Here is a 23,267-nt window from a genome sequence, read left to right as displayed (position 1 = left end):
GCCCTGGATCAGGCTGGAACCGACGACCGGCGGCAGGGAATGAGCCGACGGCGCGGGCTCGGCCGGGGAACTGCACAGCGCCCTGAGCGGCTGCTGTATTCCTTCCTCGGCTGTCACCTCTTAGGTCATCGCTCGGCCGCCGGGAGCGTTACGCCCAATCCACGTGGCCCGAGTCACACCTCATTTGCGGCGAATCCGCCAGGAAGCGACAGGAACACACCTACCCCACCCGGACGCGCGTACGGACACGGGGTCCGATGAACGCCTCCGCCGGACTCCGGCGCGCGGGCAGCCACAGGGGCCGCCGCGCACCCCGGTCGCCGCACCGGCCACGCGCCGGTGCTCCGGGCGCGGTGTACGCGCGTCGGGTGCGCCGGGTGGCATGGCGGTCGCGGTATGCGCGGGGTCACCTCCAAGGGTGCCGGACGCGCCGGGTGTGCCGGATGGGCCCGGCGCACCGGGGCCCGGCACTCCCGAGGGTGGTCGCCCGCCCCCGGGTGCCGCCCGCTCGGGCGGTGCGCGGGGCGGGCGTCACGGCGCGGCCGGCCGCGGTGCGCGGTCAGTGCTGCTCACGAGGCCCCGGCACGACGGGCTCGGGGTGCCCGATCAGCAGCTGCCGCATGGCCGCCTCCGCGGCGTTCGCGTCACCCGCGGCGAGCGCGTCGACGATCCGGGCGTGGTGGCCGAGGCAGCTCTCGCTGAGGCGGTCGCATCCCGCGGCGGGGGCTCCGGAGACCTGGAGGGCGGCGCCGACGATGCCGGAGAGGTGCTCCAGCATGCGGTTGCCCGCGAGCTGGATGAGGAGCGCGTGGAACTCGGCGTCGGCCCGCGAGAAGGTGATGGCGTCACCCTGTGCGTAGGCGTGCCCCATGATCTCGACCATGTCGGACAGCCGCTGCTGGACGTCCTCCCGGCCGTGCCCGGCGGCGAGCCGGGCGGCGAGCGGCTCGATGGTCCAGCGCAGCTCGTTCAGCTCGCGGCGCTGGTCGTCGCGCTGTGGACCGAAGGCCCGCCACTCGATGATGTCGGGGTCGAGCAGATTCCAGTCGCTGACCGGGCGGACCCGGGTGCCGACATTGGGCCGGGCACTGACCAGGCCCTTGGCTTCCAGCACGCGCAGCGACTCGCGGACGACGGTACGCGAGACCTCGAAACGCTGGCCGATCTCCTCGGGGACGAGTGGGCGGTCGGCGCCGAGGTCGCCGGAGACGATCATCTGTCCGAGCTGCTGGACGAGCTGGCCGTGCAGTCCGCGGCCGCGGCTGCCCGCGGCCCTGCGGCCGGCCCGGCCGAGCTCGTCCACCCCTTCCCAGGCGGGTGGGGCCACTCGGTCCGGCCCGGAGGTCTCGGAGTAGGAGTAGCGGTCGAGATCGCCCGGGGCGCCGAGGCCGGACTCGACGGAGCGGGCGGCGGTCATCATCGTGTGCGCAAGGGTACTCACGCATCCTTTGTCGGCGCGGCTTCCGCGCCCCTTGAGGTCTTTGGTGAAAAGCACACGAAAGGGTGATCGGCGCCCCCTACACAATTGACGATTATTACGACATAAGGTGCATTTTCCAAGGGAGTTGCCGCCCGGACGGAACTTCTCGATCCGAATGCGGTCACCAACGCGCCTTACTGCGAAGACCGGTGAGCACATAGGCGCAGAGGAGAACCGTCAAGGTCAGCGCCATGGCCACCCCCACGGGTTGGCCGACCACCTTGAGGGCCGCCATCACCCAGCGGTCCGCCGCCGCCGACCACTCGACGCTCATCAGCGCGCGCAGCCTGGCCGGCAGTCCCGCGACGGATCGCCCGGGGCCGGCGGCGAGTACGTGGTGCAGTGGTGGCGCGAAGGCCACCGGTACGGCGAGGACCGCGGCGACTCCGGCGGCCGCCGCCCGGAACACCCCCGCTCCCAGCAGCCCCGCCCATCCGCAGCCGATCATCAGGCCGAACCAATTCGCGGACAGTGCGGGCCAGTTGTGCGGCACGGGGACCAATTGGCCGCCGTAGACGAATCGCAGCGCCTCCCGGTCGGCGACGACGACCAGGACGGCGAGGAGCGTCGCGACCGCGGCCGTGACGGCCAGCTTCGCGAGCAGCAGCCCGAGCCTGCGCGGTACGGCGCCCCGCCCGGTCGTGAGCGCCGGGTAGCGGTACTCCTCCCCGAAGGAGAAGGCACCGACGAGCCCGGCCCCGAGGGCCGCCGGGGGCAGCGGCGACAGGACGGGCCAGCCGGCCAGCACCGCGGGCAGCGGGGTGCGCCCGTTGCGCGCGAGCAGGACGGAGAGCGCGAGGGAGACGAACAGGACGCCCAGCACCACCAGCGGCGTGGAGGGCACCCCGAGGAGGCGGCGGATCTCGTAGCGCACGGGCCACAAAGGGGAACGCCGGGGCGCCCGGACCACGGCGGCCGCCGGGACGCTCTCGGGTTCCGGGACTCGGGCGCCCTCGGGTTCCGGGGGCGGGACGCTTCCGGGTTTCAGGGGCGGGACATCTTCGGGCTCCGGGGGCGGTGCGCCGTCGGCGGACGGGGCCGGCACCGGGACCGGGGCGTCTGCGGGGCCCTGGGCCGGCGCGCTCTCGGGGCCCTGGGTCGGCGCGTCCTCGGCTTCCGGGCTCGGCGCGCCCTCCGGATCGACGGCCGGGGTGCCACCGGGGTCCTGGGCGGGGCCCGGGATCGGCGCGCCCTTGAGTTCCGTGCTCGACCGAGGGCGGTCCACATCGACTACTCCCGGTGCGCCCGAGGGATCGGCGGCGACCGCCTCGGCTCCGGTGCGGACATCGGCACCGGGGGCGAGGTCGGAGGCGGCGCCGGTGCCGGACTCCTCGACGGGCGGTACGGCGCCCCACGGGGCCTTGCGCGCGGGAGCGAGCACGGGTGCGAGCACTGGCACGGCCGAAGGGTGGGACTGGAGGAGCTGGGGCACACAGGAGGGCGCGGGCGCCTGCCGGGGAACGGCCGAGTCACCGGCGTCGCCCGTCTCGTCGGCGAGCCGGTGCAGAAGCAGACCGTGCCGGAAGGCGCTCTCGCCGACGGTGGCGCAGTCGCTCCCGTAGACGGAAAGGTGGTTGCCGCCTTCCGCGACCACTTCCACCGGGCGGCGGGCCGCCCGGGCTTCCTGGGAGAGCACGACGGCCAGCCGGGTCGCGTAGGGCGTGCGGACGGCGACCCTGGGGCGCAGCCGGGTACGGGCGAAGTCGACGGCCTCCTGGTCGGCGATGAGCCGTCCCTGGTCGAGCGTGACGACCCGGTCTGCGTTCCGGGCGGCGTCCTTGGGGTCCGCGGTGGTGTAGAGGACCGTGCCGCCCTCGTCCGCGTGGGCGTGCAGGAGTTCGTACAGCCAGGCGCTCTCGCGTACGGAGAGCCGGGCGCCCGGCTCGTCGAGGAGCAGGGTGTGCGGGCCGCCCAACAGTGCGCAGGCGAGGCCCAGTCGGCGGTCCATGACGAGCGGCAGGGTGCCGATGCGCCGATCACGGGCGCCGGTGAGACCGACGAGCCCGAGCATGTCGTCGGCGCGCGAACCGGGCACTCCGGCGGCTGCGCAGAGCATGCGCAACTGACTGCGCGCGGTGCGGGAGGGGTGACCGGGAACGTCGCCGAACAAGACGCCGACCTCGCGGGCGGGGTGGGCGATGCGGTGCAGCGTGCGGCCCCTGAAGTAGGTGATACCCCGGCCTGGTTCGAGCTGGAGCATGAGGCGCAGGGCGGTGGTCTTGCCGGCGCCGACGGGCCCGAGCAGGGCGGTGACGGTGCCGGGCCGGGCCTCGAAGGTGAGATTGTCCACGGCGGGCGGGAGGTCCCGGCGGGGGGTGCTGGTGAGTCCGATGGCCTGGAGCATCGCTTCTCTCGCGGGTAGGTGAGACCGCTCCGCGGCAGGGCGGTTTCCCAGCAAGATAGCGTTACATTTCGGACTTTTGGTGCAGCGTGCGCACCTCGGGTCGCCCCGGGTCCCCACCTGGGTGTGTCCGGCGGATCAGGGCCGGGACCCGGCGAGCCCGACAGGATCCGGAAAGACGGCTTCTAGACCTCCGGGCGCAGCATCGGCGGGTTCAGCAGGGTGGCGCCGCCGGCGCGGAACAGCTGGGCGGGACGGCCGCCCTGACGGGTCGTGGTGCCACCGGCCGGAACGAGGAAGCCGGGCGTACCGGTCACCTTCCGATGGAAGTTGCGCGGATCCAGCGTCACGCCCCACACCGCCTCGTAGACCCGGCGCAGTTCGCCGACCGTGAACTCGGGCGGGCAGAAGGCCGTGGCCAGCGACGAGTATTCGATTTTCGAACGGGCGCGCTCCACTCCATCGGACAGGATCCGGGTGTGGTCGAAGGCGAGCGGTGCGGGCTCCTCGTCCCCCCGGTCCCCCGGATTCGCCGCGCCGCCGTCCGGGCCGAGCAGTTCCCCGACCGGCGCCCAGCGCGCGCTGTCCGCGTCGCCGCCCGGGCGCGGTGCGGGCAGGTCCGGGGCGAGCGCGAGGTGGGCCACGCTGACCACACGCATCCGCGGGTCACGGTCCGGCGCGCCGTACGTCGCCAGTTGCTCCAGGTGCGCCCCGTTCCCGGGCACGGGTAGCGGCGCTCCCGGGTCGTGGACGCAGAGCCCGGTCTCCTCGACCAGTTCGCGCGCGGCGGCACCGTCGAGGTCCTCGTCGTCCCGGACGAATCCACCCGGCAGCGCCCAGGATCCCTGGAACGGAGGCTCCCCGCGTTTCACGACGAGGGCGCACAGGGCATGGCGCCGCACGGTGAGCACGACCAGATCGACGGTGACAGCGAAGGACGGGAAGGCCGACGGGTCGTAGGGAGGCATGCCGCGATCATAGTCGTCTCCCTGACGATAAACACGCGAGTCGACGGATCCCGCCCTTCCGTTCCAGCCCCGCCTCGTCTCCCTCGCCGACTCCACCACTTTTGTCCGCCTTCCCGGCCGGCCCGCCACGCGGTGCCCCATCTGCCATGCCGCGCGTCACCGGCCGACGGCGCGGTGGCGTTCGATCACGCCCCCGGCGGTCGGTCGCGACAGCCGGTCGGAAAGACCCCCGTCCGAGAGAGCGGGCAGGACGGTGGCTCTTCCGCGCACGTGGTCTCGCCGCGGCGCGGGGACTCACGGAGCACCAGCGGTACCCACCGTCCGGCGGGTCACGAGGGCCCTCTCCACCGTCTCGCGAACAGCCCGCCCGCTCCTCCCGGGAGTCCTCATGGGGACCCATCGTCTGAACCGCGGTTCTCCGCGCGAGATTTCCCCGCTCGGCGAGAAACGTCCGGCAGCCACCCGCGCCCGGCCCCCGGTGGCACCGGTCGGCCGCCCGGCCATCATGTGCCACGGCCCGCTCGTCGAAACGGAGTCGGACGGACCGGTCCGGGGCGACACCGGTCATCGCCGACCTGCACGGCCCGGGGAACGGCCGGGTGCCGACCGGGGTCCCGCGCCCCGCCCGCGCGGGCCCCGGGGAGAGCACCCTGCGGCAGGTCGTCCGTCTCGGCCCACACCTCGAAGGACGTACGGCGCATCACGCCGGCCCATCCGCACCGTGCCCACTCGGGAAGGCTGCCGGCCCCTCGGCCGGTTGCCGCCCTTCACCGACCACGGCCACCACGGCGACCAAGCCACCGTCTTCAGCACGCACGCCCCCTGGGAGTCCGCCCGGCTCGCGCCTCCCTCCGCCGGGTGACCTCCCCTCAAGCCGGCCTCGCACGTGGTGCCGAGCGCCCGGTCGTGCCGCGCGGGCGGCGGCCCGTCAGACTCCCAGTTGAAGACCGGACGCGGCCTCCTCGACCATGCCGAGGCCGAAGCGGCCGGATCGGGCCGCGAACGGCTCGCCCGCGACGACGAGTCCGGACAGCCGGACCTCGCCGAACGGCGCCGAACGCAGCGGATGCAGAGCCACCGTACGGCCGGGTACGTCGGGGCACACACCGACCAGGGTGGTCACCAGGTACACCCCGGCCGCGGCGGCGACCGCGGCGGGCCGGCAGGCCGCCGGGTGCGCGACCGGCGCGACGCCGGGCGTCCGCCGATGCCCCGCGAACATCTCGGGAAGGCGGTGGTCGAAGGCGTCCGCGGCGTCGAGCAGCCCGCGCAGCAGTCCGACGGCCTCGCTCTCGTGCCCCGCCGCCGCCAGTCCGGCGACGGCGACGGCGGTCTCGTGCACCCGCACGGCCCCGGAACGGTGTCCGAACGGATTGTGCCCCTGTTCCTTCGCCCCGAGGCCGCGCAGCCCCCAGCCGGAATCGAGCGCGGGGGTCACCAGCAGGTGGGCGAGCCGCTCGGTCCGGGCCCGGTCGAGGAGCCCAGGAGCGTGCCAGCCCTCCTCGGCGAGTCCGGTGTCCAGCAGATGCGCGGCCCAGCCCCCGAGTTGACAGAGCGGACGGCCGTCGGACGTCAGCGCGAGCACGGGCCGGCCACCGGACGGATCGTCGAGCCAGAACCGGGCCCGGAACCGCTCGCGCAGCGCCCACGCCCACTCCCGCCACGCGTCGCCGCCGGGTCGTCCGCAGGCGTCGAGCAGATCGGCGCCGAGCAGGGCCGCCCGGTGCGCGTGGGCCTGGGTCTCGGCCCGCGCCGGTCCGGTGGGCCACGGGTCCGGTACGAAGCCGTGCCCGTCGAGGGCGCCGCGCAGCCAGCCGAGGCAGCGTTCCGCGACGGGCAGCAGCTCCGCGAGGTCCTGGTCGGCCAGTCCCCAGCGGCGGGCCTCGGCAAGGACGACGGGGAAGGCAAGGGTGGCCTCGACGCCGGTACAGCGGGGCGGCAGATGAGGTCCCGCGTCGCGGAGCGGACCGCGCATCCGCCCCGAATCCGGCCCCGTACCGCCGCATTGGGAGCGGGCCACGGCGCGCAGCGTGGTGGCGGCGAGCCGGGTGCCGAGCGGGAGGGCCATCCGGGCGGCCCAGAGGGCTTCGGCGGTGACGGGGCCGCAGCGCCAGGGCACCCCGGCGGCCAGATGGACGTCGGCGGGATGTGCCGGGTCGCGCTGGAGCAGGGCCCGCAGGTCGGCGACGGAGGCCCGCAATAACAGCCCGAGCCGGGCGTCGTCGCCCTCGGCGACGGCGTCGGCGAGGACGTGCCCGCCGACGCGCCCACCGGCACCGGGCCCGAACCCGGCACCCGCACCGGGGCCGGGGCCCTGACCGCCGGAGCCCTGACCGGAGTGGTGCGGGGTCCGGTCGGCGCGGAGCCGGAGGGTGAGGACGAAGCCGGCTCCGGGGGCCAGCTCGGTTTCCCAGCGGAGCAGTCCGGCCGTGGCGAGGGCCTCACGGGGCGGAGGGTCCGCCAAAACGGCGACGGCGGCTCCGTCGTCGGCCGTCCAGCGCAGCCCGGTGCCGTGGACGGCCGCGGCGAGTTCGGGGCCGGGCCGCCCCGACCCCACCGCGCGCAGGTCCGCGAGATCCGTGCCCAGAGTGATCTCCACAGGGATCCGCAGCGGCCGGGAGGCGGAGCTGCGCAGGGTGATCCGCTCCGTCCCGTCGGCCGACCGGACCCGTTCGACGGCCAGCCCCGGATCGGGGCCGGTGTCCCCGGGTGCCCGCAGGACCCCGAGGAACTCGGCCTGATCCGCCGTGATCGCGCGGCTGTGGAGAGGTATGGGCGCGCGACCGGCGACCCGGAGGACGCAGCGGGCGAGAAGCCTGCGCCCGGAGAGGAAGACTCCTTCGAGGCCGTTCCCGGTGAGCTGGCCGTGCCGGGGACTGATGGCCAGAGCGGGCAGGGCGACGCCGATGAGGGTGTCGTGGGTGGCGGGCAGGTCGGTGGGGCGGGCGGCCCCGTTTCCCGGTCCCGGGGATGGGTTTCCGGTACGGGGCGGGCGCCCGACGGAGGGGCCGGGGGCCTGGGCGGGACTGGTGGCCATGGCGGGAGTGTGGCGCTCTCTGTGTGGTCCGGGCGGCTCGGCCTGATTCGGCGAGGGCCGGGGCCGGGGCCGCACGGGCGGTCCCGGCGGCCCGCCGGGGCGGCCACAGGTCGGCGCCACCGCTCCCGCGGTACCGCCATCCAAGTGAACGCCGTGGCGGGCCGCCGGGTCACGGTCGTCATCCCCCGTTCCTCGCGCCGCGGCGCCCGGTCCGGCGCACGGCCGGGTTCTTCGGCGGCTTCGGGGCCGCATCGGCCCGCTGGGGCGGCCGGGTGGAGCCGGGCGTGCGCGGTCCGGCCTTGCGCGCGTTCCGTCGCGCGATCAGAAGGGCTCGCCGCCGCTCGCGCTCCCGGTCGGCGGGGCCGGCGGGGCCGGTGTCGGCGCCGGTGTCCTCGGCGTCGACGACCATCTCGTCGTCGCCGTCGGAGTCGTCGACCGGTGCCGGCTCCCGGTCCTGCCCGGCCGCGGTCCGGGCGGACCGCTCGCTCCGCAGACAGTCGCGCAGGGCCTCCGGGTCCAGCCCCTCGTTGCACGCCTGAGTCAGGAGCCGCGCGAACAGGTAGTGCGAGTCGGCCTCGATGGCGAGGCCGAGCGCGACCCGGGCGAGGGGATCGTCGCCGGTGGACCACGCGACCCAGCCGGCCAGGGTCAGCGGCGCCGCCGCGTATTCCTCGTACGGGGCGACACAGCGTCGCGAGAGCGCGCTCCAGAGCCGCAGGGCGGGGGCGGCCTCCGGTCCTTCCATCCACTCGGCCGCCCGGTCGCGGGTCTCACGGTCCTGGAGCGCGAGGATCAGGGTGGCGGCCTCGTCCGGGCTGATCAGGGCGTCGTCCCGGGCGTCGTCCCGGGCGGGCCCGGACAGTCCGGCGCCCCCGTTCGCACCCCTGCCCCTGCCGGTGTCCGCGGCCAAGTCCACGGACACCGGCGCGGACGCGGACGCTTCGGAGAGCCGCCGGACCAGCCGGTGGACGAGGTCGATCGCGGTCTCGCGCGTCTCCTGCCGCGCGTCCGCGCCCGACGGTCCGTCGAGGATCCTCGGCACGATGACGGCCGCCGCGTCGTTCAGGGCGGCGCGCTGGGCCGCCGCGTCGGCCTCCGGGCAGCGGGGCTTCAGCCGGGCCTCCATGTCCTTGAGGGTGCCGCGCACCTGGACTCCCGCGTAGGCCGCGGACGCCGCCATCACCGACGTACCGGCGAGGGCGAGGGGTGTGCCGTCCGCCGGACAGCACGGGGAACCGTCGGGGCAGCAGTAGGAGAAGTACAGGCCGTCGGAGATGCAGAGGACTTCGAGGACGGGGACATCGAGCCTGCCGCAGGCGATGCGCAGGCTCTGGGCGAGGGGCCTCAGCCGCTCCATCGCCCGGCGGCCGGTCTCGCCGCGGGCCGGTTCCTGGCAGAGGAAGCCGACGACGGCGTCGGGGCGCTCGCCACGCCGGGCGGAGCCCTCGACGAGGCACTCGGCCAGGCAGCCGGCGAGGGCGGCCCAATCCCTCGGGGAAGAGGGGATGCCGACTCTGACCCGGCCGCCGAAGCGCGCGCGCTCGCCGTGGAGCGCGACGAGCACGATCGAGTCGCTGGGGTGGAAGCCGAGGATGAAGGGCAGGGCGTCCGCCAGTTCGGCGGGACCGCGCAGAACGATCTGCTGCGGTGAGGGCGATGAACCGGTTTGGCGTGGAATGTTGCTCATGGCCCTGACGGTCCCGCAAGCGCCTCGATCGCGAAAGCCCTGTGGATAACGTTATCCACAGGCTCGGCGGCCCATTCGCGCAATGTCGTACTCATCGGGTTGCATGGGGGCATGACCCACGCAGACCGCACCGAGGACCGCACCGCCCTGCGCGCGGCCGCCGACGCCGTGCTCGCCCGTCTCGTCTCGGACCCGACGGGGACGGCGAGACTCCGCGAGGACCAGTGGCGTGCCATCGAAGCCCTGGTCGCGGAGGGGCGCCGGGCGCTGGTCGTCCAGCGGACCGGCTGGGGCAAGTCGGCGGTGTACTTCGTGGCGACATCGCTGTTGCGCGAGCGCGGCGCCGGCCCCACCGTGATCGTCTCCCCGCTGCTCGCGCTGATGCGCAACCAGGTGGAGGCGGCCGCCCGCGCGGGAATCCGCGCGCGCACGATCAACTCGTCGAACACCGAGGAATGGGACACGGTCCAGCAGGAGGTGGCGGCGGGCGAGGTCGACGTGCTGCTCGTCTCGCCGGAGCGTCTCAACAACCCCGACTTTCGCGACCAGGTGCTGCCGCGGCTGGCCGCCGCGACGGGGCTGCTCGTGGTCGACGAGGCGCACTGCATCTCCGACTGGGGGCACGACTTCCGGCCCGATTACCGGCGGCTGCGGACCATGCTCGCGGACCTGCCGGGCGGAGTGCCGGTGCTCGCCACGACGGCGACGGCGAACGCCCGGGTGACCGCCGATGTCGCCGAGCAGCTGGGGACGGGCGCCGGCACGGACGCGCTGGTGCTGCGCGGGCCGCTGGACCGGGAGAGTCTCAGCCTCGGTGTGGTGCGGCTGCCGGATGCCGCGCACCGGCTGGCCTGGCTGGCCGATCACCTCGACGAGCTGCCGGGCTCCGGGATCATCTACACGCTGACGGTCGCCGCGGCGGAGGAGGTCACCGCCCATCTGCGCCAGTGCGGGCACGCCGTCGCCTCGTACACGGGCCGGACGGAGAACGCCGACCGCCAGCAGGCGGAGGACGATCTTCTGGCCAACCGCGTCAAGGCGCTGGTGGCGACCTCGGCGCTCGGCATGGGCTTCGACAAGCCGGACCTGGGTTTCGTGGTGCACCTCGGTTCGCCTTCCTCCCCCATCGCCTACTACCAGCAGGTGGGCCGCGCCGGGCGTGGCGTGGAGCACGCGGAGGTGCTGTTGCTGCCGGGCAAGGAGGACGAGGCGATCTGGAAGTACTTCGCCTCGGTGGCCTTCCCTCCGGAGGAGCAGGTGCGCCGCACGCTGGACGTGCTGGCGGCGGCCGGCCGGCCGCTGTCGCTGCCCGCCCTCGAACCGCTGGTCGAACTACGCCGGACCCGGCTCGAGACGATGCTGAAGGTCCTCGACGTGGACGGGGCCGTCAAGCGGGTCAAGGGCGGCTGGGAGAGCACGGGCCGCCCGTGGGTGTACGACACACAGCGGTACGCGTGGGTGGCCCGGCAGCGGGAGGCCGAGCAGCAGGCCATGCGGGAGTACGCGGCGTCGGACGGCTGCCGGATGGAGTTCCTGCGCCGTCAGCTGGACGACACGGAGGCGGCACCGTGCGGTCGCTGCGACAACTGCGCCGGGGTCCGGTTCGACGCGAAGGTGTCGGGCGGCTCGCTGGACGCGGCCCGGGGCGAGCTCGGCCGGGCGGGTGTGGAGGTCGAACCGCGCAAGATGTGGCCGACCGGGCTCGCCGCGGTGGGGGTGGATCTGAAGGGCCGGATTCCGGCGGGCGAGCAGTCCTACCCGGGCCGGGCGCTCGGCCGTCTGTCGGACATCGGCTGGGGCAACCGGCTGCGGCCACTGCTCGCGGACACCGCGCCGGACGGGGAGGTCCCGGACGACGTGGCGCAGGCGGTGGTGGGGGTGCTCGCCGACTGGGCGAAGGGGCCCGGCGGCTGGGCCTCGGGCGCCCCGGACTCGGTGCCCCGGCCGGCCGGTGTGGTGACGGTCGCCTCGCACCGCAAGCCGCGGCTGGTGGGCTCACTCGGGCACCGGATCGCGGAGATCGGGCGGATGCCGTTCCTGGGCACGGTGGAGTACACGCCGGAGGCGGCGGACCTGAGGCTGTCCCGCACGAACAGCGCGCAGCGGGTGGTCGGGCTGCAGCGGACGCTGGTCGTGCCCGCCGACCTGGCGGAACGGCTGACCGCGGCGGGCGGCCCGGTGCTCCTCGTCGACGACCTTTCCGACAGCGGCTGGACGCTGGCGGTGGCGGCGAGGCTGCTGCGCCGGGCGGGAGCGGAGGGGGTGTTTCCGCTGGTGCTCGCCGTCCAGGGGTGAAGGACGGGTGAACCGGGGGAATCGGGCAGGGATATGAACGTCATACCGGTTCATTCCGGTCGGCGGCGCCAATTGCTCGTTGCCGCCCGCGCACGCGCCAGGAAGAATCGGAAATCCACCCCGTACGGCTCGCCAGTGGTCCGCCGGACCGTGCCGCGGTGCGCCCTCACCCGTCCCCGCCCGAGGCGCGGGCGACGCATATCCGAAGGGAGGATCGTGACCTTCGGATTCATTCCGTCCGGGGCCGCTCCGGCCGGCACATCGTCCGGTTCGGCCAGCCGTCTCTCGCGGACACTCGAACCGGCCGAATGGGCCGGTGCCGGGATTCCGCTGTTGCGCAATCCACGGGAAGTCGTCACCGGGCTCCACTCCCGCCACCGGCCCACGCCGTCGACGGCGGTCGTGGCCGTGCTCGATCACGAGGAGCGACTCGCCGCCAGCGCCTCGTTCATCCCGCGGTCCGCGCCCGCGGACGGCTGGGAGTTCCGCAACTCGCTCCTCGCCCATCTGCGCCGGGTGATCCCGCACGATCTGCGGCGTCGCACTCCGGTGCGGACGGCGGTGCTGCTCTACTGCCGTGAGGGCGACGAGCGCTGGACCGAGGAGGACGGCGCCTGGATGTGGGGGCTGCGGGACGCCTGCACGCTTCACGGGCTGCGCTGCGGGGCGTACATCACGCTCACTCGCGCGGGCTGGCAGGTGCTCGGCGAAGGGCGGGGCGGCCGTCGGCCGGATCTCGGCTCTCCCCCGGTGCCGCTCGGGGTGAGCACCACGTTCGATCTGCCGTCGCTGCCGTCGCCGCGGAGCGCGAGCGGGGCGTCCGAGCCGCTGCGGCGGGCCGCTGCCCGCTGAAGGGCGGACCCTGACGCTCGGGCACCGATGGCCGGTATTCGGATGCCGGTGATCGAGCGCTCGCCGTCCCGGGCACCGTCCGGCCCGCGGTACGGGACTACGACCGGACGGGGAAAGGCGGGACGGGCCCGTCCGCCCGGCCGCCGCGAGAGCGGCCGGGACGGTGGACGGGTGCGGTCAGACGCCGACGCCGAGCACGGCGCCCACCCGCTGCGGATCGCCGCAGACGATCAGCAGGGCGGAGGCCCGGGCCATGGCCTCGGGCAGCCGGCCCGCGACGGCCTCGTCGGAGCCGCCGTTGACGGCGACGACCACCACGGGGCGGACGGCGGTACGGGCCGCGGCGGCGGCGTCCGCGAAGAAGACGTCCTCGCGAGCGTCTCCCTGCGCCCAGTAGGCGTCCTCGCCGAAGGACAGCTCGTGCGCCGCCCACGGGTGCTGCTCACCGGTGGTCAGCACCAGCACGTCGCCGGGGGCGCGGCCGCTTTCGAGCAGCAGGTCCACCGCTTCCTCGGCGGCGTCGACGGCTCCGTCGACGGTCGCGGGTATCAGCTGGATCTGCGGCTCGTCGCGCTGGTCGAAACGATTCTCCGCTGCGGCGTCGGCCTGCGGGTCGGCGACCGGCGGGCGCGGCATCGGCGGCGCGGGCCGGACGGGACCGGGGACAGGACGCCCGGGACGCGGCGTGGCCGCGGTACGCGGGCCGGGTACGGGTCGGGGGGTCGGCACGGGGCGGCCGGCGGCCGCGGTCGCGCGGGGACCCTGGGCACTCTCGTGAATCTGAGACTCCTCGGGGATGAGAGGCATGGGTGGATGTCTATCAAACGCCGTCGCGTGGGGCTCCGGCGGGTGGGCGCGCAGTGCGCCCCGACCCGTTGGAACGAGGTCTTCCGGTCGGCTCCCCGAGTGGGGCGTCCGCCGGCGGATCCCCGTGCCAGGGGCCGGAAGTACGGGTGGTCGGCCGTGGGGCCGGAGGTCAGAAGTCGAAGCCGAGCTGGCCCCCGCTTTCCAGTGCGGCCGCCTCGGCGGAGAGGCGGACCTTCTTGAGGTGCCGCCAGCGGGGCATCGCGTCGAGGTACGCCCAGGAGAGCCGGTGGTACGGGGTGGGCCCGAACTCCTCCAGCGCGGCCTTGTGGACCGGCGAAGGGTAGCCCGCGTTGGCCCCGAACGCGTACGCGGTGTACTCCCCGGCCTCAAGTTCGCCCATCACCGCGTCGCGGCGGACCTTGGCGATCACGGAGGCGGCGGCGACGGCGACACAGGACTGGTCTCCCTTGATCACCGTCCGCACCTGCCAGGGACTGCCCAGGTAGTCGTGCTTGCCGTCGAGGATCACGGCGTCGGGGCGCACCGGCAGGCCCTCCAGGGCACGGACGGCCGCCAGCCGGAGGGCGGCGGTCATCCCGAGTTCGTCGATCTCCTCGGGCGAGGCGTCACCGAGCGCGTACGCGGTGACCCACCCCTCGAGTTCCGCGGCGAGTTCGGTGCGGCGCTTGGGGGTGAGCAGCTTGGAGTCGGTGAGCCCGTCGGGCGGGCGGCGCAGGCCGGTGACGGCGGCGCACACGGTGACCGGACCGGCCCAGGCCCCGCGTCCGACCTCGTCGACCCCGGCGATGATCTTGGCGCCGGTGGTGGCTCGGATCGAGCGTTCGACGCTGTGGGTGGGTGGTTCATACGGCATGGCGCCTGACAGGTTACGCCGAGAGGCACCCGTGCCGGTACCCGGATTCCCCGTACTCCGTCAGGCACGTCCGAAACCCGCTTGCCCCGGCGTCCGGACCGTCCGCTCCGAGCGGTCGAATCGAGGCAGCCCTGCGGCCCGACCATGCCGGACGGCGCACGTGGATCATCCTCGCTCCCTGGAGCTCGAGGGTGGAGCGCCGACCCCTGCGATCACTCCATGGGAACGTTCGCTCCCGCATAGTTTCGCGCGGTCGCCACACCCGTCGACGCCTCGCCGCGCCCCCGATTCCCGCTCCGCTCTCCTGCCCCCGCACGAGAGAGGCCTCCTAGGGAGTGTTTCGAAAGTCCCTCCTGGCCCGCGACGCCTGGCACGCACGCTCGCTGCGTTGTCGGAGTCATCCAAGTACGTCCAGTACGAGGATGATCCTCCGCCTTGCGATGCTGCTCGGCATCCGAAGGATGAATCAAGGCGCCGAGACGGAGCGAGCGAAGCGAGCGCAGTGCACCAGACGCCGCAGGCCCCGCCCTCCGGGCGGACGGAGCTACTTTCGAAACACGCCCTAGATCCGGCACTCCGCACACGGGGACGTCGAGCAATCCACTCATCGCATTGGCGAAGGTCATCGCTCCGTGCGACAGCACCCGGGCCGACGGCCACCGGAAACCGGAGCACCCTCGCCGCAGCCGCCGTGGCCGGGACGAAGCACCCGCCCGCCCACCTCGCCCCGGGCCACCACCAGGTCCGGGCGACACGACCGCGACGGCATCCGGTGAGCTTGCCTTCCCCGGAGAGGAATCACTACCGTGAAACGCAGTCAACGGGGCACTTCACCGCATATTTCGTGGGGGACGCACCGTGACAACCACTCGGACGAACACACGCACGTCTCCCGGACGCGTGCGCCGCCGCGACCGGCCGGGCATCGCGCTCGCCGTCATCGCCGCATGCCAGTTGATGGTGATCCTGGACGCGACGATCGTGAACATCGCGCTCCCCCGCATCCAGGACGCTCTCGACTTCTCCACCACGAGCCTGTCGTGGGTACTGAGCGCCTACACCCTCACCTTCGGCGGCCTGTTGCTGCTCGGCGGTCGCGCCGGCGACATCCTCGGCCGCCGCCGGATGTTCCTCATCGGCATCCTCGTCTTCACGTTCAGCTCACTGCTCGGCGGATTCGCGCAGGAGCCGTGGCAACTGCTGGCCGCACGCGCCCTCCAGGGCGTCGGCGGGGCGATCGCCTCGCCGACCGCCCTCGCCCTGATCGCCACGACATTTCCCGAAGGACCGGCCCGCAACCGGGCGTTCGGCGTCTACGCGGCGGTCTCGGCCGGCGGCGGCGCCGTCGGCCTGCTCGCCGGCGGCATGCTCACCGAGTGGCTGGACTGGCGCTGGGTGTTGTTCGTGAATGTGCCGATCGGCATGGTCATCGCCTTTCTGACACCGCGTTTCATCCCGGAGTCCCCCCGGCATCCCGGCCGCTTCGACCTGACCGGGGCGCTCACCTCCACGCTCGGCATGGCCTCGCTCGTCTACGGATTCATCCGCGCCTCGGAAGCGGGCTGGACGAACGCCCTCACGATCGGAGCGTTCGCCTCGGCCGTTCTGCTGCTCGCCGCCTTCGCCGTCGTCGAGTCGCGGGCCCGTGAACCCATCACCCCGCTCCGGCTGTTCGCCGACCGCAACCGCGCGGGCACCTACGTGATCATGCTCAGCCTGGCCGCCGCGATGCTGGGCATGTTCTTCTTCATCGTCCTGTTCCTCCAGGACGTGCTCGGTCTCAGCCCGATCCGCGCGGGGATCGCCTTCCTGCCGGTCACGCTCGCCATCGGCGTGGGCTCGGCACTCGCCCAGCGGGTCCTTCCGCTGTTCGGCCCGAAGCCGTTCCTGATGACCGGCACGGCCATCACCGGCGCGGCCCTGCTCTGGCTGAGCTTCCTCTCCCCGGACACGTCCTATGCGGCCGGGGTCCTCGGCCCGATGATCGTCTTCGGCTTCGGCATGGGGCTCAATTTCGTGACCCTGACCCTGACCGCCGTCTCCGGTATCGCCTCGCACGAGGCGGGGGCCGCTTCGGGGCTGCTCAACGCGACCGAGCAGGTGGGCGGTTCGCTCGGTCTCTCGATCCTGGTCACGGTCTTCGGTGCGGCGAGCGCGAACGCGGCGCGCGCGCAGATGCCCGACTTCCTCGCGCATGCGACGCCCGAGCAGAAGGCGGCGTTCGCGCGCGAGGGGCGGCTGCCCGCTCCGTGGTCCCATGACGTACTGACGGCCGGGATCTCCAGCGCGTTCACCGGCGCCGTGGTCATGGCGCTGGTCGCACTCGGCACGGCCACCCTGGTGATCCGGGTCCGCAAGAGCGACTTGGCGGCCCTGCGAGGGAAGGCGGAGGCGGCCGGCCCGACCGTCTGACCGAGCCGGTACGCCTCCGGTACGCCGCCCCGGCCTCCGGCGCGGCTCTTCCGTAACCGAACCGGCTCGGGGCCGTCCGGTGGATCAGGGCCGGACAGGCCGGGGCGTCCGTCTGGTGCATGGGGGCTCCCCAGACCCGCCAGGGCCCAGGGGACGGATGGCAAGGCGCCGGAGTGTCTTGACAGCGAAGCTATTCGGACAGTTCGGCGACGCGGCCAAGCGCCGTGCCGGACGCCCCGGCCCCGGCCAAGATCCGCCGGGCAGCCGCTACGGGTGCGCCGCCGCCGGAATCCAGGCGGGCAGGTCCTCGGTCTGGTCCAGCCATGCCGCCGGCGGGGTGCCCGCCGGGCTCGCGGCCACCACACCGCCCGCGATGGCACAGGTGGTGTCGACATCCCCGCCGACCGACGCGGTGGTCCAGAACATCCGCTCGAAGTCGCCGATGGCCCGGGCCGCCGACCACAGGGCGAACGGCACGGTGTCGTGCGCGCTGGTGCGCCGGCCGCTGCCGAGGACGGCCGCGACTGTGCCGGCGTCGTCGTAGTCGAGCATGTCGCGGGCCCGGCGCAGTCCGGCGCCCACGGCGCTGCGGGGGACGAGCGCGACGACACCGTCGAGCAGCGCCTCCGGCGTGGGCGGGCCGGCGGGGTCGGCGACCAGGGCCGCGGCAGCGGCGACGGCCATCGCGCCGGCCACCGCCTCCCGGTGCTGGTGGGTGGTGTACGCGGAGATCTCGGCCTGGTGGGTCGCCTGTTCGGGATCGTCGGCGTACCAGGCGCCGAGCGGGGCGATCCGCATGGCGGCGCCGTTGCCCCAGGATCCCTGGCCGTTGAAGAGGTTCGCGGCGAGGGAGCGCCAGTCCTCTCCCTCACGGACGAGCCGGAGCATGCGGTTGACGGCGGGGCCGTATCCGCGGTCGAAGTCGTGGTGATGGGCGAACGACAAGGCCAAGGCGTCCTGGTCGATCCGGCCGTGGTCGGCGAGGACGGCGAGGACGGAGCAGGCCATCTCCGTGTCGTCGGTCCACTGCCAGGGTCCAGTCGGCGTCTCCCGCCGCTTCAGCAGAGGGTAGGTGCCGGGAACGAAGAACTGGGAGCCCAGGGCGTCTCCCACGGCCAGTCCGCGCAGACTGGCCAGGGCGCGGTCGAAGCGCCGGTCGGTTGAGGAGTCAGCGGTCATCTCTTGGCAACTCTATCCGGTGGAACCGTACGATTCCGGGTCCCGCCAGCGTTCGAAGGGCCGGTCGAGCCGGTATTTCCCGTCCTCGCCGAGCAGCAGGGTCCGGGTCTCCGCGTTGCCGGGGTTGGACAGCGACTCGAAGTCGGCGACCGTCCAGTGGAACCAGCGCATGCAGAACAGTCGCATGGTCAGTCCGTGGGTGACGAGCAGGACGTTGGGCGGGTGGTCGGCCGCTTCGAAGCTGCGGTAGAGACTTTCCAGGAAGGCCCCGACCCGGTCGTACACATCGGCACCGGACTCCCCCTGGGCGAAGCGGTAGAAGAAGTGCCCGTACGCGTCCCGGTACTCCTTCTGAAGGCGTACGTCCTCCCGCTCCTGCCAGTTGCCCCAGTCCTGCTCGCGCAGCCGGGGCTCCTCCCGGATCCGCACCTGGTCCGGGTCGAGCCGGAAGGCGCTCAGCGTGTCGTGGGTGCGGCGGTACGGCGAGACGTAGACGCTGACCCGCTCGTCGCCGAAGAGCTCCCGCAGCCGCTCCCCCGTCTCCTCCGCCTGCCGCCGCCCGGTCTCCGTGAGTCCGAGCGCGTGATCGGGGACCCGCTCGTACACGGTGTCGTCGACGTTGCCGTCGGACTCTCCGTGCCGTACGAGGACTATGCGCCGCGGTCGTGCCATACCTCGACCCTAGGCGGTGTCCCGCCGTCCGGCTCAGTCGGTCAGGCGCCCGGCGTCCATACGCCGTATACGGCCGGTGAACCGGCGGCGCAGTTCACGGTCGTGGGAGACGACGACCACGGCTCCTTCCCACTGTTCCAGGGCCTGTTCCAGCTCCTCGACGAGGCCGAGGGCCAGGTGGTTGGCGGGCTCGTCGAGCAGCAGCAGGTCGGCGGGGCGGGTGAGCAGGCGCGCTAGGGCGAGACGGCGGCGCTGGCCGGCGGAGAGGCTGCCGACCGGGACGGTGAGGTCGGCCGGGCGGAACAGTCCGTATGAAAGGAGAAGTTCGGCCTGTTCGCCCTCGGTGAGGGGGAGGCCGCGGCCGAAGGCGGCGAGGACGCGTTCGGCGGGGCGGTGGGCCGGGATCTCCTGGGCCAGGAAGCCCGTACGTCCCCGGCGTACGATCTGCCCGGCGTCCGGTGTGACGAGGCCGGCCATGACGCGCAGCAGGGTGGACTTGCCAGCCCCGTTGCCCCCGTGGACGAGCAGCCGCTCGCCCGCGCCGATGGTCAGGTCGTCGACGGCGAGCCGGCTGCCGACCCGTACCCCACGGAGGGTGATCAGGGCGCCCTCGGCGCGGCCGGAGACGGGTCTGGCCGTGAACGCGAGGGGCTTCGGTGGCTCGGGAACGGCGTCCTCGTGAAGCCGGCGCAGTCGCTCCCGGGCGCTGCGGACGCGGCCGGAGACGGATGCCTGCACACGGCCGCCCGCTCGGTCGTAGGCCATCTTGTTGTTGTCCGTCATGGTCCGCCCGGCGGCGACGGTGTGCGCGGTGGTGCGGGTGTACTGCTCCAGTCGGGTGATTTCCGCGCACCATTCCTCGTGCGCCTGTTCCCAGCGCCGCCGGGCGGCGGCCCGCTCGGCGCGGAAGCCCGCGTACCCGTCGCCGTAGCGCACGACGGTCCGGCGGTCGGCGTCGACCTCCAGGATGGCGGTGGTCACCCGCGCCAGGAAGACCCGGTCATGGGAGACGGCCACCACCGTGCCGCGATGGGCGAGGAGAGCCCCCTCCAGCCAGTCGAGGGCCTGGGCGTCCAGGTGATTGGTCGGCTCGTCGAGGAGCAGCACCTCGGGGGCGGCGGCGAGCACACAGGCGAGACCGAGACGCGCCTGCTCCCCTCCGGAGAGGCTGCCGAGTCTGCGGTCGCGCCCAAGGTGCGCCACGCCGAGGCCGTGCATGGCCTTGTCGACCCGGGCGTCGGCCTCGTAGCCGCCGCGCAGTTCGAAGGCGGTGAGCAATTCACCGTACGCGTCGAGGGCCGGCGCGTCCGCGTCGCCGAGCCGTGCCTCCAGGGCGCGCAGGCGGTGTTCCATGGCGCGCAGTTCGGCGAGCGCGGCGTCGATGACTTCGGCGACGGTGGCGTGCGCGGGCAGTTCGGGGGTCTGGGCGAGAAGCCCGGCTCCGCGCTCCGCCACGGTGACGACCTCGCCGGAGTCGGGCGCGTCGAGCCCGGCGAGGATCCGCAGGAGGGTGGACTTGCCCGCCCCGTTCTCCCCCACGATCCCGATCCGCTCGCCGGGGCGCACGGCAAGCGATACCTGGTCGAGCAGCAGCCGTTCACCGCGGGTCACGGTCACGTCGTGAAGCGAGATCTGCGTGGGCAAGGGCGCCTCCCGGGCAGCAGTGGGGCCGATAAACGCAACCAATGTCGCGTTATGGAGAAGTGTGGCACACTCGGAGCTACTAACGCAACGGGAGTAGCAATTGAACGATCCTCAGAGCGCCGCGGACCACGAGGGAAGCGACCCCGCGCCCGGCAGTAGACGCCCCGGCGGCCGCACGGCCCGGACCCGTGCCGCCGTCCGCGACGCGGTCCTGACCGGACTCACCGAACACGGCTATCCCGCCCTCACCGTCGAGTACGTGGCGGAGCACTCGGGGGTGCACAAGACGACGCTCTATCGCCGCTGGGGCGGCGTCGAGGGCATGGTCGCGGACGCGCTCGCCCTCGCGGGCGAGGACCGGTGGACGGCGCCCGACACGGGCAGCCTCGCCGGGGATCTGCGCGCGCTGGCGCGCGAGGTGGCCGAGTCCTTCGCGGATCCGGCGCGGGCGGCGGCACCGACGGGGTTCGTGGCCGCCGCGTTCCAGTCCCCCCGCGCCGCCGAGTCGCTGCGCGACTTCTACACCGAACGCTTCCGGCGCTGCGAGTGCGTCGTCGACCGGGCGGTGGCCCGGGGCGAAGCCCCGGCCGGCACGGACGCGGGAGCGGTGGTGCGGGCGGTCTCCGCGCCGCTCTTCCTGCGACTGTTCGTCACCCGCGAGCCGGTGGACACCGGCCTCGCGGACCAGGCGGCCCGTACGGTGCTCGCGGCGGTCGAGGCGGGGGCCTTCGCGGGCGAGGACGCTCCGGTGTGAGACAGGGGGCGGGCCTTTCGGCCACAACGCGGCAGGAGGGGTGAGGCAGGCGGGTGGGAAGCGGGCGGCCGGATAACCGGACGAAGACCGCCCCGGGGCCCGCCTTCGCGACTCGGGCCCGGGACGCCCGGGCAGCGCCGCCCTCCCGCCCCGTACCGCCACCCCTTCGCACCCGACCGACCCGTCATCCTCGCCCGGGACCCGGGCGGGGCGGACTCACACCGTCCAGGCCTGCTCCAGTTCCACGATGTCCCCCGTCATGGCCGCCACATCTGCCTCGGTCTGCGCCCGCAGCCCGAGCCGCTCGATGCGCTCCACCCGGTACTTCCCGTGCTCGGCCGCCGAGTTCCACATCGACAGGACCAGGAACTCGCTTCCCGGCCCCTCCCCGAACAGCCCGCGCAGCATGCCCGGGGACCCGGCCATCGCCGGGTTCCAGACCTTCTCCTGCATCAGGGCGAAGTGCTCCGCCCGCTCCTCGCGCACCTGACAGTGCGCCACCCGGGCCACGTCGGCGTCCGCGAACCGAGGCTCGAACCCCGTCTTCACGTCGAATCGGTGATCGAACAGCTTCACCTGGATATCGCGGTACGTGCCGACCTGGGCGGCCGCGAGCCGGTCGTGGGATCGCGCCATGAAGGAGTCGTAGAACGCCCGGCTCTCCCAGAACCCGAAGACATGGGCGACATCCGGCCGTCGCCGACTCCACCCGCCACCCTGCCCCCGGAACCCCGGTTCGCCCGGCAGCCCCGCCCACTTCCGCTGCCCCCGCTCGAACCCTCGGCGGTCCACCACGGTGCAACGAATCCACTTGACCAGCACCGCGCCATGGTACGGGGCGAGGCGACGCACCGTCAGGTCTCGGTCGCCGCACCTTCCGGCCTGCCCCGCCGTCTCGCCGCCGCGTTCGAGGTCCGGCATCCGGGGCGGGAACGGGTCCGGTATCCGTCGTACTCGGATTGACATGTTGATCGGTTGCCCGCATGACACTATGAACGACTCATCAAGAACCGTAAGCGGAGAGGGGATTCAGGATGAGCGGACTCAACAAGGGCATCGACAAGGTCGAGGTGGCGCTCAAATGGGACCCCAGCCCGGCAGGCGCTCCCGCCCACGACCTGGACATCGTGGCGGGGGTCTACTCGGCGGAGGCTCCCTATGGGCCGCCCGCCTACCTGGTGCACTTCGACCAGCGCTCCCCCGACGGCACCATCACGCTGCAGCGTGACAGCCGTACGGGCCAGGGCTTCGGCTACGACGAGGTGATGACCGTCGAACTCGGGCGGCTCGCCGACCAGTACGCGCGCGTAGTCGTGGGGGTGGCCATACAGCAGGGCGCCGGACGGCTCGCGTTCGGCCAGGTCGCGGGGACCGGCGTCCGGGTCCGCGAGGGCTACACGGACCTGCTGACCGACGCACTCGCGTCCGTCGCGAACGCGACCGCGGCAACCGTCGTCGAGTTCGCCCGCGACGAGAGCGGGGCCTGGACCTGGCAGCCTCTGATCCGCGGCTTCGACACGGACCCGGACTCCTTCGGCGACGTGATGGGCGCCGCGTAACCGCACCCGCCGGGACGTGCGCCCCGCCGCGCGCACGTCCCCAGCGGCCCCCCTGTACGTTCCCGCCATGACGGACGACTGGCGCGCGGACCGGATCAAAAGCGCCCTCAGGGGCGAGAACCCCACTGTGCTGCGACGGCTGGAGGCGGGGTTCGCGGTGATCGGGGACGTGCAGTTCCTGCCGGGGTACTCGGTCCTGCTTGCCGACGCCCCGGACGTGCGGCGGCTGTCGGATCTTCCGAGGACGAAGCGGATGGCCTTCCTGGCCGACATGGACCACCTCGGAGAGGCGGTCGAACGCGCCTGCCGCCGTCTGGATCCCGCCTTCAGGCGCGTGAACCTGGAGATCCTCGGCAACACCGACGACTTCCTGCACGCGCACGTGTGGCCCCGGTTCGACTGGGAGCACCCCGAGTCGGTGCGCGGACCGGTGTGGCTGTATCCCCGTACGCGATGGAGTGACGAGCGCTTCGCGCTCGGCCCGCGGCACGAGGCGCTGCGTGAGGCCATCGGGGTCGAACTGGACGCGCTGTCCTCGGCCAAGGAATAGGCGGGTCCGCCGGGCAGCCGCACATGCCGGAAAGGGGGGGGGGGCGGGGGGGGGGGGGCGCGGGGGGGGGGGGGGGGGGGGGGGGGGGGGGGGGGGTGGGGGGGGGGGGGGGGGGCGGGGGGGGGGCGGGGGGGGGGGGGGGGGTTCTCCAAAAGA

Annotated in this window: 18 protein-coding genes; 7 read left to right on the top strand and 11 right to left on the bottom strand. The window is 73.6% G+C overall.

Annotation, left to right across the window (positions count from 1 at the left end; translation table 11 throughout):
* Positions 1–559: 559 nt before the first annotated feature.
* The 3 genes from ACGFRB_RS12935 to ACGFRB_RS12925 form a co-directional block, all read right to left on the bottom strand.
* Positions 560–1,495, bottom strand: a complete 936-nt coding sequence (locus ACGFRB_RS12935; protein WP_393242586.1) for a FadR/GntR family transcriptional regulator — start codon at positions 1,493–1,495, stop codon at positions 560–562.
* 106 nt (positions 1,496–1,601) lie between these two features.
* Positions 1,602–3,824, bottom strand: coding sequence for an ATP-binding cassette domain-containing protein (locus ACGFRB_RS12930; RefSeq protein ID WP_393242584.1), 2,223 nt, complete (start codon positions 3,822–3,824; stop codon positions 1,602–1,604).
* Positions 3,825–4,006: 182 nt separating this feature from the next.
* Positions 4,007–4,789 (bottom strand): NUDIX domain-containing protein, encoded by a 783-nt coding sequence (locus ACGFRB_RS12925; RefSeq protein ID WP_363009637.1) that lies wholly within the window; start codon positions 4,787–4,789, stop codon positions 4,007–4,009.
* 721 nt (positions 4,790–5,510) lie between these two features.
* Between ACGFRB_RS12925 and ACGFRB_RS12920 the strand changes: the two genes are divergently transcribed.
* Positions 5,511–5,651 carry a hypothetical protein gene (locus ACGFRB_RS12920; protein ID WP_393242582.1) on the top strand — a complete coding sequence of 47 codons (141 nt, stop codon included), beginning with the start codon at positions 5,511–5,513 and terminating at the stop codon, positions 5,649–5,651.
* 66 nt (positions 5,652–5,717) lie between these two features.
* Here the strand turns inward: ACGFRB_RS12920 and ACGFRB_RS12915 are convergent, their stop codons facing one another.
* Together ACGFRB_RS12915 and ACGFRB_RS12910 are read right to left on the bottom strand one after the other, a co-directional pair.
* Positions 5,718–7,826, bottom strand: coding sequence for a glycogen debranching N-terminal domain-containing protein (locus ACGFRB_RS12915; protein ID WP_393242580.1), 2,109 nt, complete (start codon positions 7,824–7,826; stop codon positions 5,718–5,720).
* Between the two features lie 178 nt (positions 7,827–8,004).
* Entirely contained in the window at positions 8,005–9,513 is a 1,509-nt protein-coding gene (locus tag ACGFRB_RS12910) for a DUF4192 domain-containing protein (RefSeq protein WP_393242578.1), read from the bottom strand.
* 111 nt (positions 9,514–9,624) lie between these two features.
* On the opposite strand from ACGFRB_RS12910, the gene ACGFRB_RS12905 reads away from it, so the two are divergent.
* Together ACGFRB_RS12905 and ACGFRB_RS12900 are read left to right on the top strand one after the other, a co-directional pair.
* Complete coding sequence (locus ACGFRB_RS12905; protein WP_393242576.1) at positions 9,625–11,808, top strand: RecQ family ATP-dependent DNA helicase; 2,184 nt, start codon at positions 9,625–9,627, stop codon at positions 11,806–11,808.
* Between the two features lie 216 nt (positions 11,809–12,024).
* Positions 12,025–12,660: a hypothetical protein gene (locus ACGFRB_RS12900; RefSeq protein WP_393242574.1), complete on the top strand. Its 636-nt coding sequence runs from the start codon at positions 12,025–12,027 to the stop codon at positions 12,658–12,660.
* 177 nt (positions 12,661–12,837) lie between these two features.
* On the opposite strand, the gene ACGFRB_RS12895 is transcribed toward ACGFRB_RS12900, so the two are convergent.
* Positions 12,838–13,467, bottom strand: a complete 630-nt coding sequence (locus ACGFRB_RS12895; RefSeq protein ID WP_393242572.1) for a hypothetical protein — start codon at positions 13,465–13,467, stop codon at positions 12,838–12,840.
* Positions 13,468–13,636: 169 nt separating this feature from the next.
* Entirely contained in the window at positions 13,637–14,341 is a 705-nt protein-coding gene (locus ACGFRB_RS12890; RefSeq protein WP_393242570.1) for a ribonuclease HII, read from the bottom strand.
* Positions 14,342–15,199: 858 nt separating this feature from the next.
* On the opposite strand from ACGFRB_RS12890, the gene ACGFRB_RS12885 reads away from it, so the two are divergent.
* The gene (locus tag ACGFRB_RS12885) at positions 15,200–16,753 is read left to right on the top strand and encodes an MFS transporter (RefSeq protein WP_393242568.1); all 1,554 of its coding nucleotides are present in this window, start codon (positions 15,200–15,202) and stop codon (positions 16,751–16,753) included.
* A 267-nt stretch (positions 16,754–17,020) separates the two neighbouring features.
* Here the strand turns inward: ACGFRB_RS12885 and ACGFRB_RS12880 are convergent, their stop codons facing one another.
* From ACGFRB_RS12880 to ACGFRB_RS12870, 3 genes are read right to left on the bottom strand one after another with little or no spacing between them, the layout of a single operon-like run.
* Positions 17,021–17,932, bottom strand: coding sequence for an ADP-ribosylglycohydrolase family protein (locus ACGFRB_RS12880; RefSeq protein WP_363009653.1), 912 nt, complete (start codon positions 17,930–17,932; stop codon positions 17,021–17,023).
* Between the two features lie 12 nt (positions 17,933–17,944).
* Positions 17,945–18,604 (bottom strand): histidine phosphatase family protein, encoded by a 660-nt coding sequence (locus ACGFRB_RS12875; protein WP_363009655.1) that lies wholly within the window; start codon positions 18,602–18,604, stop codon positions 17,945–17,947.
* 33 nt (positions 18,605–18,637) lie between these two features.
* Positions 18,638–20,248 (bottom strand): ABC-F family ATP-binding cassette domain-containing protein, encoded by a 1,611-nt coding sequence (locus tag ACGFRB_RS12870; RefSeq protein ID WP_393242566.1) that lies wholly within the window; start codon positions 20,246–20,248, stop codon positions 18,638–18,640.
* A gap of 100 nt (positions 20,249–20,348) precedes the next feature.
* On the opposite strand from ACGFRB_RS12870, the gene ACGFRB_RS12865 reads away from it, so the two are divergent.
* Entirely contained in the window at positions 20,349–21,002 is a 654-nt protein-coding gene (locus tag ACGFRB_RS12865; protein WP_393242564.1) for a TetR/AcrR family transcriptional regulator C-terminal ligand-binding domain-containing protein, read from the top strand.
* Between the two features lie 216 nt (positions 21,003–21,218).
* Here ACGFRB_RS12865 and ACGFRB_RS12860 read toward each other — a convergent pair whose 3' ends face one another.
* Entirely contained in the window at positions 21,219–21,824 is a 606-nt protein-coding gene (locus tag ACGFRB_RS12860; RefSeq protein WP_363009661.1) for a YdbC family protein, read from the bottom strand.
* A 212-nt stretch (positions 21,825–22,036) separates the two neighbouring features.
* Here ACGFRB_RS12860 and ACGFRB_RS12855 point away from each other — a divergent pair, with 212 nt between their 5' ends.
* Positions 22,037–22,561 carry a TerD family protein gene (locus ACGFRB_RS12855; protein WP_363009663.1) on the top strand — a complete coding sequence of 175 codons (525 nt, stop codon included), beginning with the start codon at positions 22,037–22,039 and terminating at the stop codon, positions 22,559–22,561.
* A 67-nt stretch (positions 22,562–22,628) separates the two neighbouring features.
* A complete protein-coding gene (locus ACGFRB_RS12850; RefSeq protein ID WP_393242561.1) occupies positions 22,629–23,111 on the top strand; it encodes a diadenosine tetraphosphate hydrolase in 483 nt (160 codons plus the stop codon).
* Positions 23,112–23,267: the final 156 nt, after the last annotated feature.

The organism is Streptomyces sp. NPDC048718 (genome assembly GCF_043198875.1).
In the GTDB taxonomy this organism is placed as follows: Bacteria; Actinomycetota; Actinomycetes; order Streptomycetales; family Streptomycetaceae; genus Streptomyces.
Note: the sequence above shows the minus strand (reverse complement) of the source record. Positions and strands in the feature narration are given on the sequence as shown.

Bases quoted from the DNA above. Each gene is read 5' to 3' on its own strand.
- ACGFRB_RS12905 (WP_393242576.1), top strand. From the start codon at position 9,625: ATGACCCACGCAGACCGCACCGAGGACCGCACCGCCCTGCGCGCGGCC.
- ACGFRB_RS12850 (WP_393242561.1), top strand. From the start codon at position 22,629: ATGACGGACGACTGGCGCGCGGACCGGATCAAAAGCGCCCTCAGGGGC.
- ACGFRB_RS12890 (WP_393242570.1), bottom strand. From the start codon at position 14,341: ATGCCGTATGAACCACCCACCCACAGCGTCGAACGCTCGATCCGAGCC.
- ACGFRB_RS12855 (WP_363009663.1), top strand. From the start codon at position 22,037: ATGAGCGGACTCAACAAGGGCATCGACAAGGTCGAGGTGGCGCTCAAA.
- ACGFRB_RS12880 (WP_363009653.1), bottom strand. From the start codon at position 17,932: ATGACCGCTGACTCCTCAACCGACCGGCGCTTCGACCGCGCCCTGGCC.
- ACGFRB_RS12930 (WP_393242584.1), bottom strand. From the start codon at position 3,824: ATGCTCCAGGCCATCGGACTCACCAGCACCCCCCGCCGGGACCTCCCG.
- ACGFRB_RS12910 (WP_393242578.1), bottom strand. From the start codon at position 9,513: ATGAGCAACATTCCACGCCAAACCGGTTCATCGCCCTCACCGCAGCAG.
- ACGFRB_RS12875 (WP_363009655.1), bottom strand. From the start codon at position 18,604: ATGGCACGACCGCGGCGCATAGTCCTCGTACGGCACGGAGAGTCCGAC.
- ACGFRB_RS12925 (WP_363009637.1), bottom strand. From the start codon at position 4,789: ATGCCTCCCTACGACCCGTCGGCCTTCCCGTCCTTCGCTGTCACCGTC.
- ACGFRB_RS12915 (WP_393242580.1), bottom strand. From the start codon at position 7,826: ATGGCCACCAGTCCCGCCCAGGCCCCCGGCCCCTCCGTCGGGCGCCCG.
- ACGFRB_RS12895 (WP_393242572.1), bottom strand. From the start codon at position 13,467: ATGCCTCTCATCCCCGAGGAGTCTCAGATTCACGAGAGTGCCCAGGGT.